Source organism: Pseudomonas kribbensis (assembly GCF_003352185.1).
Classification (GTDB): domain Bacteria; phylum Pseudomonadota; class Gammaproteobacteria; order Pseudomonadales; family Pseudomonadaceae; genus Aquipseudomonas; species Aquipseudomonas kribbensis.
The window spans coordinates 1,227,873-1,243,956 of record NZ_CP029608.1; the positions used below are offsets into that span (position 1 = coordinate 1,227,873).

13 protein-coding genes are annotated in these 16,084 nt (G+C 58.0%); 2 read left to right on the top strand and 11 right to left on the bottom strand.

Translation table 11 applies throughout. The features are described 5' to 3' along the window. Positions 1-5 precede the first annotated feature (5 nt). A complete protein-coding gene (locus DLD99_RS05570; RefSeq protein WP_225739946.1) occupies positions 6-185 on the top strand; it encodes a hypothetical protein in 180 nt (59 codons plus the stop codon). Here DLD99_RS05570 and DLD99_RS05575 read toward each other — a convergent pair. From DLD99_RS05575 to DLD99_RS05610, 8 genes are all read right to left on the bottom strand, one after another. Then, a complete protein-coding gene (locus DLD99_RS05575) occupies positions 175-1,659 on the bottom strand; it encodes an APC family permease (protein WP_114881532.1) in 1,485 nt (494 codons plus the stop codon). The two genes, DLD99_RS05570 and DLD99_RS05575, sit on opposite strands and share 11 nt — an antisense overlap. Before the next feature lie 145 nt (positions 1,660-1,804). Continuing rightward, on the bottom strand, positions 1,805-3,229 hold the full coding sequence (locus tag DLD99_RS05580) for a gamma-aminobutyraldehyde dehydrogenase (RefSeq protein WP_114881533.1): 1,425 nt from the start codon (positions 3,227-3,229) through the stop codon (positions 1,805-1,807). 50 nt (positions 3,230-3,279) lie between these two features. Then, positions 3,280-4,089, bottom strand: coding sequence for an ABC transporter permease (locus tag DLD99_RS05585; protein ID WP_085697286.1), 810 nt, complete (start codon positions 4,087-4,089; stop codon positions 3,280-3,282). After that, a complete protein-coding gene (locus DLD99_RS05590) occupies positions 4,079-5,014 on the bottom strand; it encodes an ABC transporter permease (RefSeq protein ID WP_114881534.1) in 936 nt (311 codons plus the stop codon). The genes DLD99_RS05585 and DLD99_RS05590 overlap by 11 nt, the downstream gene beginning before the upstream one ends. 1 nt (position 5,015) lies before the next feature. Beyond that, a complete protein-coding gene (locus DLD99_RS05595; protein WP_114881535.1) occupies positions 5,016-6,053 on the bottom strand; it encodes an ABC transporter ATP-binding protein in 1,038 nt (345 codons plus the stop codon). Between the two features lie 214 nt (positions 6,054-6,267). After that, a complete protein-coding gene (gene ydcS, locus DLD99_RS05600; RefSeq protein WP_114881536.1) occupies positions 6,268-7,419 on the bottom strand; it encodes a putative ABC transporter substrate-binding protein YdcS in 1,152 nt (383 codons plus the stop codon). Between the two features lie 82 nt (positions 7,420-7,501). Continuing rightward, positions 7,502-8,989 (bottom strand): gamma-aminobutyraldehyde dehydrogenase, encoded by a 1,488-nt coding sequence (locus tag DLD99_RS05605; RefSeq protein WP_114881537.1) that lies wholly within the window; start codon positions 8,987-8,989, stop codon positions 7,502-7,504. Between the two features lie 99 nt (positions 8,990-9,088). Then, positions 9,089-10,003: a LysR family transcriptional regulator gene (locus tag DLD99_RS05610; RefSeq protein ID WP_065259672.1), complete on the bottom strand. Its 915-nt coding sequence runs from the start codon at positions 10,001-10,003 to the stop codon at positions 9,089-9,091. 176 nt (positions 10,004-10,179) lie between these two features. Between DLD99_RS05610 and DLD99_RS05615 the strand changes: the two genes are divergently transcribed. Next, positions 10,180-10,902: a tellurite resistance TerB family protein gene (locus DLD99_RS05615; protein ID WP_085611451.1), complete on the top strand. Its 723-nt coding sequence runs from the start codon at positions 10,180-10,182 to the stop codon at positions 10,900-10,902. Positions 10,903-11,051: 149 nt separating this feature from the next. Here DLD99_RS05615 and DLD99_RS05620 read toward each other — a convergent pair whose 3' ends face one another. The 3 genes from DLD99_RS05620 to DLD99_RS05630 form a co-directional block, all read right to left on the bottom strand. After that, entirely contained in the window at positions 11,052-12,023 is a 972-nt protein-coding gene (locus tag DLD99_RS05620; RefSeq protein WP_244220779.1) for a tetratricopeptide repeat protein, read from the bottom strand. A gap of 90 nt (positions 12,024-12,113) precedes the next feature. Further along, the gene (locus tag DLD99_RS05625; RefSeq protein ID WP_114881538.1) at positions 12,114-13,082 is read right to left on the bottom strand and encodes a tetratricopeptide repeat protein; all 969 of its coding nucleotides are present in this window, start codon (positions 13,080-13,082) and stop codon (positions 12,114-12,116) included. Further along, positions 13,075-16,083 carry a hypothetical protein gene (locus tag DLD99_RS05630; protein ID WP_114881539.1) on the bottom strand — a complete coding sequence of 1,003 codons (3,009 nt, stop codon included), beginning with the start codon at positions 16,081-16,083 and terminating at the stop codon, positions 13,075-13,077. Before DLD99_RS05630 ends, DLD99_RS05625 begins: the two co-directional genes overlap by 8 nt. Position 16,084: the final 1 nt, after the last annotated feature.

The window sequence follows — 16,084 nt, forward strand, 5'->3', positions numbered from 1 at the left end:
GACCATTGAACAAACACAGCAAGGGCAGCCGTCCGAAAGATCCTGAAGATTGTTTCGACAAGGTGCGCGGAAAAGCGGATATCAAATGGCGTACCGACGATTTGATGGTTTTGCTTCGCGGAGACGATGCCGATCAAGCCCCGGAATCAAACAACGATGCCGGGGCTATTCAAATCAGCGGCTAACTTTCCACGCATCCCCAGCCGGCGCCTTCCCATGGTCATACGGCTTGCCAATCCACATATAAATCAACCCCAGACCAATCACGATCACCGTGCTCAGCACCATCGCGTAGTTGATGTACCACGCCGCATCCGGCGTGCGTGGCCAGGCCATGTTGATGATTGCGCCGACGCCGTAGACCAGCGCGCTGATGTTCACCGGCCAGCCCCAGGCGCCGAGGGTGAATTTGCCGCTGGGTTTCCAGCCTTTGCTGCGGGCGTACAGGGCGGCCAGCACGATCATCTGGAACGCGAGGTAGATGCCGATGGCGGCGAAGCTGACGATGGTCGCTACGGCGTCTTGCAGGAAGAAGCCGAGGGCGATGATCAGGCCGGGCAGGACGCCGGACACGAACAGCGCAGCAACCGGCACCTGAGTAGTAGGAGAAATCTTTTTCAGCAGTCGGCTGCCGATGACCATTTCATCGCGAGCGTAGGAATACAGCAGACGACTCGCCGCCGCTTGCAGGCTGATGACGCAGGAGATGAAGGAAATCATCACCACGCCCATCACCACTTTCGAACCGACCGGGCCGAAGGCGTTGTTGAGGATGGTGGTGACCGGGTCCTTGTCGGTGCCGTTGATCACCGCTTGCATGTCCGGTACGGCAAGGATCAGCGCGAGGCAAGCGAACATCGCCGCGATGCCGCCGATGTAGATGGTCATGCGCATGGCCACCGGGATTTTCTTGCTCGGGTTCGGGGTTTCTTCGGCCACATCGCCACAGGCCTCGAAGCCGTAGTAGAGGAACATCCCCGCCAGCGAAGCGGTGAGGAACGCCGGCAGGTAAGAGCCGTCGACGCTGATATCGAAGGTGTTGAACAGCACGCTGATCGGCTGGTGACGCTCGAAAATCAGCAGGTACACGCCGACGATCACCGCGCCCACCAGCTCGCAGAGGAAGCCGAACATGGCGATCCGCGCCAGCACTTTGGTGCCGCTGAGGTTGACTAGTGTGGCGAACAGCGTCAGCACCAGGGCGATGACGATGTTGGTGTTGTTGCTCGGCTCAAAACCCAGCATGGCGGCGAGGTACGGGCCGGCACCGACCGCAACGGCGGCGATGGTCACGCACAGGGCGATGGAGTAGATCCAGCCGACCATCCATGCCCATTTCTTGCCCACTAGACGCCGCGCCCAAGGATAGACGCCGCCGGAAATCGGGAACTGCGACACCACTTCGCCGAAGATCAGGCATACCAGCAATTGCCCACAACCGACCAGCAAGTAGGCCCAGAACATCGGTGGTCCGCCGGCGGCGAGGCACAGGCCGAACAGGGTATAAACCCCTACGACCGGTGAAAGATAAGTGAAGCCCAGCGCGAAGTTTTCCCACAGGCTCATGCTGCGGTTGAAGTTGGAGGTGTAGCCCAGTCGGCGCAGTTGTTCGGCATCGCTGTCGGCAACGGCGGCTGAGAGATCGGGTGATGCACTCATGTGTGTTTGCTCCGTGAAATCGGCAGATTTCGGATGGCCGAAACCGTGGCGGGGCTTTGTGAGCGCCGCCCGGATCGGTAGTTATTGTTTTGAATGCCTGGTGGTGCGAATGACCGGTTTCTGCCTTGAAGCCGGGGGGATGCCTTTAGTGCTTGAACATCACATGCCGAACCGTGGTGTAGTCCTCCAGCCCGTACATGGACATGTCCTTGCCGTAGCCGGACAGTTTCTGACCGCCATGGGGCATTTCGCTGACGAGCATGAAGTGCGTGTTCACCCAGGTGCAGCCGTATTGCAACCGTGCGGACAGGCGATGGGCGCGTCCTACATCCGCCGTCCACACCGAGGACGCCAGACCGTAGTCCGAATCGTTGGCCCACTCCAGCGCCTGGGCTTCATCGGTGAATTTGGTTACCGACACCACCGGCCCGAACACTTCGCGACGGACGATTTCGTCGTCCTGCTGCGCGTCGGCCAGCACGGTCGGTTCGAAGAAGAAGCCATTGCCCTCCACAGCCTTGCCGCCAGTGACCAAACGAATGTGCGGTTGCGCTACGGCGCGCTCGACAAACCCGGCCACGCGGTCGCGATGCTGGGCGGTGATCAGCGGCCCCAGTTCGGTCGACGGATCATCCTGCAAGCCGTACTTGATGCTGCTCACCGCCGCGCCGAGCTTCTCGACGAACTTGTCGTAGATGCCTTGCTGGGCGTAGATCCGGCAGGCAGCAGTGCAGTCCTGGCCGGCATTGTAGAAGCCGAAAGTGCGAATGCCTTCGACTGCAGCATCAATGTCGGCGTCGTCGAAGATGATCACCGGGGCCTTGCCGCCCAGTTCCATGTGCATGCGTTTGACGCTGTCGGCGGTGCTGGAAATGATGTTCGAGCCGGTGGCGATGGAGCCGGTCAGCGAAACCATGCGCACTTTCGGATGGGTCACCAGCGGACTGCCCACGCTCGGCCCACGACCGAACACCAGATTGAGCACACCGGCCGGGAAAATATCCGACGCCAGTTCGGCCAGACGCAACGCAGTCAGCGGGGTTTGTTCCGACGGTTTGAGCACCACGGTATTACCGGCGGCGAGGGCCGGGGCGATTTTCCAGGCGACCATCATCAGCGGGTAGTTCCACGGCGCGATGGAGGCGATCACGCCCACCGGGTCGCGGCGGATCATCGACGTGTGGCCGGGCAGGTATTCGCCGCCGGCCGAACCGCTCATGCAACGACTGGCGCCGGCGAAGAAACGGAACACGTCGGCAATCGCCGGGATCTCGTCGTTCAGCGCGGCACTGTAGGGTTTGCCGCAGTTGTCCGATTCGAGTTTCGCCAGCTCTTCACCGTGGGCTTCGATGGCGTCGGCGAGTTTGAGCAGCAGCAGCGAACGGTCTTTCGGCGTAGTCTGCGACCATTCGGCGAAGGCACTGTCGGCGGCGCGCACGGCGGCATCGACCTGGGCTTCGGTGGCTTCGTTGATTTCCACCAGCACTTCGCCGCGCGCCGGGTTGAGCACCGGTTGCGCCGGGCCTTCACCGTTGACCAGGTGGCCGTTGATCAAGAGTTTGGTTTGCATGTTGTTGTCCTCTTTCTACTGCAAATTCAGGGTGGGAAAGGTCAGGAAATTCATTTGCCGCCGCTGCCGGCCACGCTCTCGCCACCCCGGGTCAGGTAGTAGGCGCCGAGGATCGGCAGCATGGTTACGAGCATCACGAGCATCGCCACGACGTTGGTCACCGGCACGTCCCGTGGGCGGCTCAACTGGTTGAGCAACCACAGCGGCAAGGTGCGTTCATGGCCGGCGGTGAAGGTGGTGACGATGATTTCGTCGAACGACAGCGCAAACGCGAGCATGCCGCCGGCGAGCAGGGCCGAGCCGAGGTTCGGCAGGATGATGTAGCGGAAGGTCTGCCAGCCGTCGGCACCAAGATCCATCGACGCCTCGATCAGACTGTGCGAAGTGCGGCGCAAACGGGCGATGACATTGTTGTAGACGATCACCACGCAAAAGGTCGCGTGGCCGACGATGATGGTGAACATCCCTGGCTCGATCCCCAGCGTCTTGAAGGTCGCCAGCAGCGCGATCCCGGTGATGATCCCCGGCAATGCAATCGGCAGGATCAGCATCAGCGAAATGCCCTGTTTGCCGAAGAAGTCCCGGCGATAAAGCGCAGCGGAAGCGAGGGTGCCGAGCACCATCGCAATCAGTGTGGCGATGGCCGCGATCTGCAACGACAGCTTGATCGCTTCCAGCACGTCCGGCCGGGAAAACGCCACGCTGAACCAGTGCAGCGTGAAGCCTTTCGGTGGAAAGCTGAACGCCGCGTCTTCGGTGTTGAAGGCGTAGAGGAAGATGATCAGGATCGGGAAGTGCAGAAATACCAGCCCGCCCCAGGCTGCGATGCGCAGACCGAGAGATGCTTTTTCAGAGTGCATCGAAGGCCCCCAGTCGTTTGACGATGGACAGGTAGATGGCGATCAGCACGATGGGCACCAGCGTGAACGCCGCAGCCATCGGCATGTTGCCGATCGCGCCTTGCTGCGCGTAGACCATGCTGCCGACGAAGTAGCCCGGCGGGCCCACCAGTTGCGGCACGATGAAGTCGCCCAGGGTCAGCGAGAACGTGAAGATCGAACCGGCCGCGATGCCCGGCACCGACAGCGGCAGAATCACCTGCATGAAGGTCTGGCGCGGTTTGGCTCCAAGGTCCGCGGAGGCTTGCAGCAACGACGGCGGCAGGCGTTCCAGCGAGGCCTGGATCGGCAGAATCATGAACGGCAGCCAGATGTAGACGAACACCATGAACCGCCCCAGATGCGAGGTCGACAAGGTGCTGCCGCCGACCCCGGGAATCCCGAGAATGAAGTGCAGAACCGGCTCCAGCCCCAGGTGCTGAACGAACCACTGCGCCACGCCGCCCTTGGCCAGCAACAACGTCCAGGCGTAGGCCTTGACGATGTAACTGGCCCACATCGGCATCATCACTGCGATGTAGAAAAACGCCTTGGTCTTGCCGGTGGTGTAGCGCGCCATGTAGTAGGCAATCGGGAACGCGACGATGGCGCTGGCGATCGACACCACGACGGCCATGCTCAGGGTGCGCAGAATGATGTCGAAGTTCGACGGCTGAAACAGTGCGGCGAAATTGGCCAGGGTCAGGTCAGGCGTGACCGCCATGGTGAAGTCGTCGAAGGTGTAGAAACCTTGCCACAACAGCACCAGCAGCGAGCCGAGATAGATCGCGCCGAACCACAGCAGCGGCGGCACCAGCAGCATCGACAGATACAAATTCGGCTTGCGATAGAGCAGGTTGGAAAACCTGCGCAACGGTGCCGATTGAGGGAGGGCGAGGGCGGTCATATCACACCCCGCTCGCAACGGTGTCGTGCAGCGCAATCATCGCTTCCCGCGCCCAGCGAGCACTGATGCGCTGGCCGGTCTGGTGCTGGGCGCTGCTGTCGATCCATTGATTGTTGGCCTGGCTGATGCTCAGGGTCTGGCCGTTTTCCAGGGTCAGTTCATAGCGCGTGGCGCTGCCTTGATACTGGATGTCATGGAGCAGACCGCTGACTTCGATTTCATGGCTGGCCAACGGGCCTTCGGCGAAACGTACGTGTTCCGGGCGGATCGAAAACGGCTGCGGATGACCGCTGAGCTGGCGCGCCAGATCACCGCGAATCACGTTCGAAGTGCCGACGAATTCGGCGACGAAGGTGGTGGCGGGTTTCATGTACAGATTGCGCGGGGTGTCGACCTGCTCGATACGACCCTTGTTGAACACGGCCACGCGGTCGGACATCGACAGCGCTTCAGTCTGGTCGTGAGTGACGAAGATGAAGGTGATGCCGAGTTGGCGTTGCAGCTTCTTCAGTTCACTCTGCATCTGTTCGCGCAGCTTCAGGTCGAGAGCGCCCAACGGTTCGTCGAGCAACAGCACTCGCGGACGATTGACCAGCGCGCGGGCGAGGGCGACACGCTGGCGCTGACCGCCGGACAACTGCACCGGCTTGCGTGCGCCGTAACCGCCGAGGGCGACCATGTCCAGCGCCTCTTCTGCACGTTTGTGGCGTTCGGTCTTGCTCACACCTTTGACTTTCAATCCGTAGGCGACGTTGTCCAGCACGTTCATGTGCGGGAACAGCGCGTAATCCTGAAACACGGTATTTACGTCGCGTTGATACGGCGGCAGACCGGCGGCCTCGGCGCCGTGAATGCGGATCGAACCCGCGCTCGGTTGTTCGAACCCGGCGATCAGGCGCAGGCACGTGGTCTTGCCTGAACCGGAAGGGCCGAGCATGGAAAAGAACTCGCCGTCCTGGATGTCGATGGAAACCCGGTCAACGGCCTTCACCTCGCCGAACTGCCGGGAAACGTTGGTGAACTGGACTGCAAGCGTCATGATGCGGTGCTCCAAAAAGGCGAGGGCCGTCGCAGCGGCCCTGCCTGGACTTCTGAAAAACGAATAACGGTTATCTGTTGCCAGATGAGATCGCGGTATTGGCGGGGATCTGTTGTGGGAGCGAGCTTGCTCGCGAAGACGGTGGGTCAGTCACCTGCAATGTTGGATGTGATACCCACTTCGCGAGCAAGCTCGCTCCCACAGGAAAGATCGATTACCTACCGCCCATAATCGCAATGTAGTCCTGCGTCCACCGGCTATACGGGACAAACTTCCCACCCTCAGCCTGCGGTGTTTTCCAGAAAGCGATCTTGTCGAACTGATCGAACCCGTTGGTCTTGCAGCCCTCGGCCCCGAGCAACTCACTGCCCTGACAAGCCGCCGGAACCGCCGGCAATGAACCGAACCACGCCGCCACATCACCCTGGACTTTCGGTTGCAGCGACCAGTCCATCCACTTGTACGCGCAGTTCGGATGCTTGGCCTCGGCGTGCAGCATGGTGGTGTCGGCCCAACCGGTGGCGCCTTCTTTCGGCACGGTAGAAGCGATCGGCTGTTTGTCGTTGATCAGGCCGTTGACCTGATACGGCCAGGCGCTGGATGCGACCACGCCTTCATTCTTGAAGTCGCTCATCTGCACGGTGGTGTCGTGCCAGTAGCGGTGGATCAGCTTCTGCTGGGCGCGCAACAGTTCCAGCACGGCCTTGTACTGATCTTCGGTGAGTTGATACGGATCCTTGATCCCCAGCTCAGGCTTGGTAGATTTCAGGTACAGCGCCGCGTCGGCGATGTAGATCGGGCCGTCGTAGGCTTGTACGCGACCCTTGTTCGGCTTGCCGTCCGGCAGGTTCTGTTCCTCGAACACCACGTTCCAGCTGGTCGGCGCGGTCTTGAACACGTTGGTGTTGTACATCAACACGTTCGGGCCCCACTGGTACGGGGTGCCGTAGGTCTGTTTGTTGACCACGTACCACGGCGCGTCTTTCAGGCGCGGGTCGAGGGATTTCCAGTTCGGGATCAACGCGGTGTTGATCGGTTGCACACGCTTGCCGACGATCAACCGCAGCGAGGCATCGCCCGACGCGGTCACCAGGTCGTAACCGCCCTTGGCCATCAGGCTGACCATTTCGTCAGAGGTGGCGGCGGTTTTCACATTGACCTTGCAGCCGGTTTCCTTCTCGAAACCGGTCACCCAGTCGTAGGCCTTGTCGCTTTCACCGCGTTCGATGTAACCGGGCCAGGCGACGATATCCAGCTGGCCTTCGCCGGCGCCGACGGCCTTCAGCGGCTCGGCGGCCTGCAGGCTGGCGCTGGCCAGCAGGGCCGTAGTGATTGCACTGAGCAGTGCGGTCTTGTGCACGAACATGGTGAACCCTCTTCTTTAAATTATGGTCGGGGCAGTTGTGAACGCGGTGGAGCATGCCGTCAGCGGCTTGTTATTAGCGTAGTCAGAGATGCTGGCCGTGGCGGGCCATGATGTGCCGCGCCACGCTGTAGTCCTGCAGCGAATCGCTGGATAAGTCTTTGCCGTAACCGGAGCGTTTCAGCCCGCCGTGGGGCATTTCGCTGACCAGCATGAAATGGCTGTTGATCCAGGTGCAGCCGTATTGCAGGCGTGCGGCGACCTGCATCGCCTTGTCCAGGTTCTGGGTCCACACTGACGAGGCGAGGCCGTATTCCGAGTCGTTGGCCCAGTCCACCGCTTGCGCCAGTTCGTCGAAGCGGGTCACGGTCACCACCGGGCCGAACACTTCGCGCTGGACGATTTCATCGCTCTGTTTGCAACCGGCCAGCAGGGTTGGCTGATAGAAGAACCCGGCGCCGGAATGCACCGCTGCGCCGGTCACCCGCTCGATGTGCGGTTGCCCGAGGGCGCGCTCGACAAAACTGGCCACCCGGTCGCGCTGGCGAGTGCTGATCAGTGGCCCGATCTCGTTGTCGGCGTCGCGTTTGCCAGCGAAGCGCAGGCTGCTGACCGCCGCGCCGAGTTCGGCGACCAATTTGTCGTGAATCCCGGCCTGAGCGTAGATCCGGCAAGCCGCCGTGCAATCCTGCCCGGCGTTGTAATAGCCATAGGTGCGTACGCCTTCGACCACGGCTTTGAGATCGGCATCGTTGCAGACGATCACCGGGGCCTTGCCGCCGAGTTCGAGGTGCGTGCGTTTCAGGGTTTTGGCGGCGGCCTGGAGGATTTTCTGGCCGGTGACGATATCGCCGGTCAGCGACACCATGCGCACTTTCGGATGGCCGACCAAGTGACTGCCAACGCCTTCACCGCCACCGCAGACAATGTTGATCACCCCACGCGGCAGGATCTCGGCCAGTGCCGGAGCCAGCGCCAGGATCGACAGCGGCGTGTGTTCGGACGGCTTGAACACCAGCGTATTGCCGGCGGCGAGGGCCGGGGCGATTTTCCACGCGGCCATCATGATCGGGTAGTTCCACGGCGCAATCGACGCGACGACGCCAATCGGATCGCGGCGCACCATGCTGGTGTAGCCCGGCACGTATTCGCCGCTGAGCTGGCCGGTCTGGCAGCGCACGGCGCCGGCGAAAAAGCGGAATACATCGACGGTGGCGGTCAAATCGTCCTGACGCGCCAGATGTAGCGGCTTGCCGCAGTTCAGGGCTTCGAGGCGGGCGAGGTGATCGGCGTGCTTCTCGACGGCACTGGCGATTTCCAGCAGCAAGTTCGAGCGTTGTTGCGGAGTGGTGCGCGACCAATCGGCAAAGGCGCGGTGGGCCGCGAGGATGGCGGCTTCGACTTGCTCGGTGCTGGCTTCGGCGATCTGGGTCAGGACTTCGCCGGTGGCCGGGTTGAGGATCGGTTCGACAAAACCTTGACCGGCGACCAGTTCGCCGTCGATCAGCAACGCGGTGTGCATGTGGGTCTGCGCGCCAGCCATTTTCCGTGATCTCTTTTCTTGTATGGCCATGTTGCTCCCTGTTCCGGGAGCCGACCGTCTTATAGATGCAGCAAGACTAGTGCGCGGCTCCGGGGTCGACAAATTCTAAATACTGAAGGTGGCATTCGATTAAATAGATGGCTTGCGTCCGCCGTGCGGCTGTTCGCGGGCCACAGTCAGGAACGGATCGACCAGCGCGGGGCGAGCGGTGCCGCGACGCCAGGCCAGCCCGACGTCGAGAGTCTGGCTGAGGTCGGCAATCGGCCGGGCCTCGATGATGTCGCCTTCCAGCGACCAGGGGCGGTATGTCATGTCTGGCTGGATCGACACGCCCAATCCCGCCGCTACCAGGCTTCGCACTGCCTCGGTCGACGCAGTTCTGAGGGTGATCTTTGGTTGCAGTCCGGCGCCGCGCCACAGGCGTTGGGCGTTGCGATCCATCTCGTCGACGTTCAGTTGAATCAGAGGCTCCCGGGCAACGTCGGCGAGGTTGATGCTGTCGTGCTCCAGCAGCGGATGCTGGGCCGGCAGCCACAAACGGTGCGGCGAGTGGGTCAGCACTTCGGTCTGCAAGGCGTGGCGGTCTTCGAGGTTGGAGAGGATCAGCACGCCGACATCGATCTCGCCGCTGACCAGCAGATGCTCGATGTACGGCCGTTCGTCCTCCATCACCCGTATCTCGACGTTGGGATACGCACGCTGGAAGCGGGTGAGCAAATCCGCCAGGTAATAACCGGCCACCAGACTGGTCACCCCGACGATCAACTGCCCGGCGACCTGATCGGTGCTCTGTTGCAGGCTGCGTTTGGCGTTGTCCACGGTCGCCAGAATCAGGTGCGCCTGGCGCAGGAACTGGTGACCCTGATGGGTGAGCGTCATGCCCTTGGCGTGGCGATTGAACAAGCTGACGCCGATTTCTTCCTCCAGTTGCTGGATGGCCAGGGTCAGGGTCGATTGGGAAATGAACGCGGTTTGCGCGGCGGCGGAGATCGAGCCGGTCTCGGCCACGGCGATGAAATGGCGGATCTGACGCAAGGTCATCATGGAAGGTTTACCCGGTGGGCGGTTTTTATAGATTGCCTCGAGTGTATATCTATTTTCGCGAATGGCTGCGGCGGGCCAGGCAACATCTGGAAGCACACTCGCACCCAGGTGACGGGCACTTTCGAACTAGGCTGAGGGCCTTATTGATCCGGATAACCCCTGTTTGGAGACGGAACATGAACACCCGTGGATTGCTCGATCAACTCCTCAAGTCCGGCCAGGATCTGCTGCAGAACAAGGCGGGCGGGGCGCAGAACAAACCGGCTGCCGGTGGTCTGGGCGGCTTGCTGGGCGGATCTTCCAGTAATGGCGCACTCGGCGGCTTGCTGTCAGGCGCTGGCGGCGGTGCCCTGGCGGCCGGTGCCATGGGCCTGTTGCTGGGCAGTAAAAAGGCCCGCAAAGTTGGCGGTAAAGTCGCCCTCTACGGCGGCCTCGCCGCACTGGGCGTGATCGCCTACAAAGCCTACGGCAACTGGAACGCCCAGAAAGGCACCGCCCCGCAAAGCGAACCGCAAACCCTCGATCGCCTGCCACCGGCGCAAGTCGAACAACACAGCCAGGCCATCCTCAAGGCCCTGGTTGCCGCCGCCAAAGCCGACGGCCACATCGACGACCGCGAACGCCAACTGATCGAAGGCGAATTCACCAAGCTCGACAACGATCAGGAACTCAAACACTGGCTCCACGCCGAACTCAACAAACCCCTCGACCCCACCGACGTCGCCCGCGCGGCAAGCACACCGGAGATGGCCGCCGAAATGTACGTGGCGAGCGTGATGATGGTGGATGAGGAGAACTTCATGGAGAAGAGCTATCTGGACGAACTGGCGCGGCAGTTGAAGCTGGAGCCGGGGTTGAAGGTGGAGTTGGAGAGGCAGGTGAGGGTGGCTTTGGTGTAAGCGGGGTGATCTGCTCTTGTCTGTGTAACGAGTAATTCGATGCAAGAAAAAGGAGGAAGATAATATTTTATATTGATCTTCCTTTTTTGTTATGGGCTAACTTAGTGTGCGCAAGGCGTGCGCTTGAATTGTTGTGGCTATTTGATTTTTTAGTATCCATAAATTGGCGGAAAGTATGAAAGAGGAGGGTGTGATTTTTCCCAGTTTTTGGCAAGCAGTATGCCTTGCTTGATTTCTTTTTCCGTCATCTCTTTGGCAATGTCAGAAAGTATCATTTTTCCATCTTCAGCAGCCGTTCCGCCACCGTTGAACCCAGACATCAAGTAAGCAAGGGCATATGCCTCCTTCAGGTCTTTTGTATAGCCAAGATCGTCAGGCATATGAGCTACACTCAGGGCGTAGTTTCCAACCGCCTCAATGTATCCATGTTCCGCAGATTTTTTGAGCCAGAAAGCAACGTCTTCTTTTTTGCCGTTGTTTTCAAAAAGATAGTTTGCGTATAGATACATTGCCCGTGGGTATCCGCCTTCAGCCGATGCTCTATACCATTTTTCAATGGCTTTATTCCGGCTGCCCGGAATAAAAAACCATCCACCACCGTCTTTGTAAATTCCCGCGAGTGTGTTTTGTGCCAAAGGGTCGCCCGCTTCTGCAGCCTGTTCTAACCAGTTAAATCCTTGTTTGGTGATAAAAAGTACAGTCATAGCCTCAGTGTTGCCATGTTTAGCACGTTTCTTGGCTATTTCTATTGCTTGATCGCGCCATTCGTCAGCGCTCATTCCTGTGCAATCCCCAAAAACATTGCAGGGATCGCTTTTGCTGCTCAAGCGCAGCATCGCGTAAAGATCGCCTTGACTCGCAGCGGCTTCGTACCACTTTCTTGCTTCGGCAGTGGTGTAGCGATTGCTCAAGCGAAGGGCTTCCCCCAAGTAGTATTGGGCAACTCGATCTCCTCCTTCGGCTGCGACTTTAAGTAGCGGTTGAGAGTCGTACCAGTCACTCTGCTGATACAGATGTAGGCCTTGATCTTTAGCTATTTGCTGGTCCGCAGAGAGCTGGGCATAGGCCGGGTATGATGAAAGTGTGAAATATAGAGCGAGTGCAATGTTTTTTATATTCAAAGTGCAGCTCTGTCGGGGTTTCTTGTTTTTTGAAAACGGCCAGGTCTATGTTGGTGTTGTTGAACTGGCCTTGCTTGTCTTTGCTGGGTGTTAATATCCGTAAATTGGATCAAAATACGAAAGTGGCGGGTGAGTTTTTTCCCACTCTTTGGAAAATTCGATGCCTTGTTTTATTTCATCTGGTTTCATCTGGCTCTCAAGCTCTGGAAGCTTTCGTTTTGCGTCCTCTGGAGCCGTTCCGGCCTCAAGCTTCGAGAGTATTAGAATCAAACCGTATGCTTCTTTCAGATTTACTGGGTAGCCGAGTTCGTTGGAAGGGTCGGAGATTTTATATGCATAAGTAATTAGTGAGTCTATATGGCTATTTTCTGCAGCTTTTTTTACCCAGTGTGCGATTTCCTCTTTGCTGCCGTCGTGGTCATATAAATAATTTGCGTAGAGAAACATCCCTCTCGGATTGCCACCTTCAGAAGAAGATTTGAACAGTCGATTAATCTCTTTTTCGCGGCTCCCTGGAACTAAAAACCAACCAGCACCGCTTTTGTAAACGCTGGCTAACAGTTGTTGGGCATAACTGTCACCGCCTTCCGCCGCTTTCTCAAGCCAGGAAATCCCTTGGCCAGCTGTAAAGAGCACGGTCATTGCTTCAGTGTCGCCTTTAACTGCTCGTTCGTTTGCCGCTTTTAATACTTGCTCTCGCCAATCTTTTGCGTCTTTTTCAGAGCAGCTGTCCATAATAGTACACAAGTCATCTTCTTTACTTAAACGAAGCATTGCATAAAGATCGCCCTGCTCAGCAGCTGCCTCATACCATTTTTTAGCTTCGGCAGTGATATAGCGCTTACTTAGTCGAATTGCTTCGCCCAAATAGTATTGGGCGTCACGATCTCCAGCTTCCGCTGCGATCGTGAGGAGTGGCTGGGAGTCGTACCAATCACTTTGACGAAAAAGCGCAATGCCCGAATCTCTGGCTGTTTTTTGCGCGGGGTTAAGCTCAGCTGTTGCGCTACTGCAGAAAATCAACGAGAGCCAGAAAGCTCCAATAAAATTCCTAATCAATGTTTGGTCCTTTATAAGTGCTTTTGATTTTTTGAACTGGTGCGAAAGCCGGGCCTTTGTACTCGGTTTGGTAGTCGCAATGGCTATTCAATCGAGCTCCCATATTCGAAACTAGCGATCGATATCGAGCCCTCATCTCGTTGGTGCCAGCTTGCAGAGCCAAAACGCGCTCAGTCATAAATGAGTCTAGCTTCAACTTATTTTTGCAATAAGTCTGGCCCGCTTGGCTTGGACGTGCGCCGTCCCTATTCATGCATATAATCGCTTCTTCGAACTGATGAGAAGAGTTTTTCTTAGTCGATATCCAAGTTAAACACTTCTCTATAGATCGTTGCTGGAGGAGATGTGTTTCTTCTTCATCAAAGAATTCATTTTTTTCTTCGTCTTCAACGGTGAACTCTTTCGGAGGTGCGCTCAGCGCTAATAAAAGTGGACCTAACGCTTGCGGCGGCAGGTTGTACACCCACTCCTGTATCGCCTGCTGATTCTTATCTCTGACTATCGTATACGCAATCTGCCCCCCACGATCCCCCGCAGTAAGAGCTTCAAAAATCTCTTTAACAATTGCATACCCACGCACATAAGCAAACGCCACATCAATTCCCGTGGCGCCGAGGAAGCTCAGTTTTTTCACGTAGGCCAGGGCTTCGGTTTCCACCCACTCCAGATCCTTGTATTGGTTCGCGGCCATTTCCTGTCGCACCAGTTCCGTCAGGGCTACGATGCTTTCGTATCCGACCTCAAAGGTCAAATAGCCTTTGACCCCAGCGCCCCATACGAGCGCGCCTTTGATCGACAGCAAAAGACGTCCGTCGTGCACTCGCAGGTTCAGGTCTCCCGAAATGCCGGCACCGACCGCCACCGCCATTTCGACTTCCAGTTTTGCCAACGGGCGCCATTGGTTGGCTGCCAGACGGTTCGGCACTGGCGCAGGCGGGAGGACGCCAGCAGGCGGGCACCAGAACAATTTACCCGTCACCTTGCATCCAGCCTGGGCGCCAGCAAACACTTCGTACTTGCCCACTTCGCCGGTTTTTTCGGCAACGTCTACGCCAACAAGGCTGGTGTAACCGGTTTTTTGATCCAGAGACAGATCGCGGGAAAGCATCAGGCTGGCGCCGGCGAAGCCCCAGGCCTTGGCTTCCAGATCCAGGGACAATTTGCCGAAATTGACGCTGCGGATACTGCCATCGTGAGCCTTGTATTTGGCGGTCCAGGGTTCAGCCTTGGCCCGTTTTGGCAGCTCGACTTTCAGCAGGGTCACTTCCCCGCGCCATGCCGTTACATCCAGAGCGACTTCAACGTTGGCAATTTGAGGGGCGCCATTTGTCCAGGTGGGGCCTTCCATTTTGACTTCTGTCAGCAGGTTGGCGCCTTCTGGCAACAAGCATCTGACCAGTTGGGCCTGCGGGCTGTTGTCAAAAAGCATGAGATTACGAAGCTGCTTGTCTTCGAACACCATCGCTTTGAGGTTTTCACCCCAACGTTTGCGCTTGTCTTCAGCCTTGATGCTTTCAACTCTGTAGCCTTTGGCCTCCAGCGCAGCGAAGAATTTGTCGGGCACAAACAAGCCATGCTCGTCGAACCACGGACCTTTTTCATCGAATTGAAGTGCGCCCTCCTGATTGAGCCAGTCACTGAAAACACGATCGTCGTCGGCCTCTTTGGCGATTGACTTGGGCAAGCTGGTGGCAAGCTCTTTCAGTTGCCCTTTGAATGCATTGCCGCTGACCTGAGCCAAGTGCTTGAGGCTGATGTGGTTCAGGATCGTTGTCGACGACGCGCTGCTGAGCTCGCGCAAAGGAATGTTGGTCTTGGCAAGGCGCTCAATCTGTTTTGGCTTATAGGTTTCGGGGTCCCAGAGAAACATACGAGGGGGCCGGATTTCTCGCACGCGGGCTTCGGCGGTCGTCTGAATCCGCTCTGCTTCGGTATTCAGCTCGTTCCACTGATCTCTCAATTTAACGAAGAGCACCCCGGGTGGCGCGGACTTGCCTCCAGTGGCCGAGACCCACTGGGAATAGCGGTCTTCAATTTTCTTCTCGAGTTCATCTCGCTTGGTGGTCAGCTCTACGAAGGCTTGGAAGTCTTCTGTGCCCGCATACTGATCGTCGGGGCTGAGGGCGAACTCGGGAACCGCGATCCCGCATTCAGCGAGTTCCACGATGGAGTTGATGTACTTGGACATCAAGTCTTTCAACGCAAGGATGTTGAGCTGTACCCCCTTCAACGCCTTCTTATCGACTTCACCGGTTTCAATCAGTTTTTTGTGTAGCGCCTTGTAGTCTTTCAAGTGCTCCCAGGCGGAAGCGATTTTCTTGGTGCCAGGGTCGAACATTTTGTAGCCATGGGCTTTGGCCTTGTCACGCTCTTCAATGTACTTGTCGATGGCGTCCCGAGCCTTTAACGCACGCGGGGTATAGAAGACCCCATTTTCTCGTTTGTACCCCAACGTTTTTGCTTTTGCGTCGGATACTTTTTCGAGGGTTTCCATGTTTTTCCGGTTTTTCTCGATGCGTTGTCCGGCGTGGAACATCTCGCGCTCGGCATGCATCGTCGCGTCGCTGTCACCCTTGGCTTTTGCCGCCTCCCAATCCTTACGGCACTGGGCTTTTTTGGTAGTGTCTTCGGGGATTGCCGACTTCGATGCCAAGTAACTGCTATGTTGCTCGCCTTCGAGAAAGGCTTCCGGCCCCGGCGTGAGGAAGTACTCCATCAATCCGGCATCGGCGATGTTGCTCATGCGAGTGGCCTTGTCTGCGTCGACGGTCTTCTGCTTGAGCAGGCTGACGCTTTCCTTCAGCTTTTCCGACGTGCGTTTGGGCAGCAGCCAGAATCGACGTTGGCCGGTGACGTAGATGATGTCGTCGTAGCTACTGCTGCAACCGGGCTTCTTGTCCTTGCAGAACGTCTCGGCATCAGCGGGCGTCTTTGGCGGATCCGCCGGTATAACGACTGGTGTGGGCTCTTGCGGGGTTGTTTGTTCGGACGTACCTGTCATC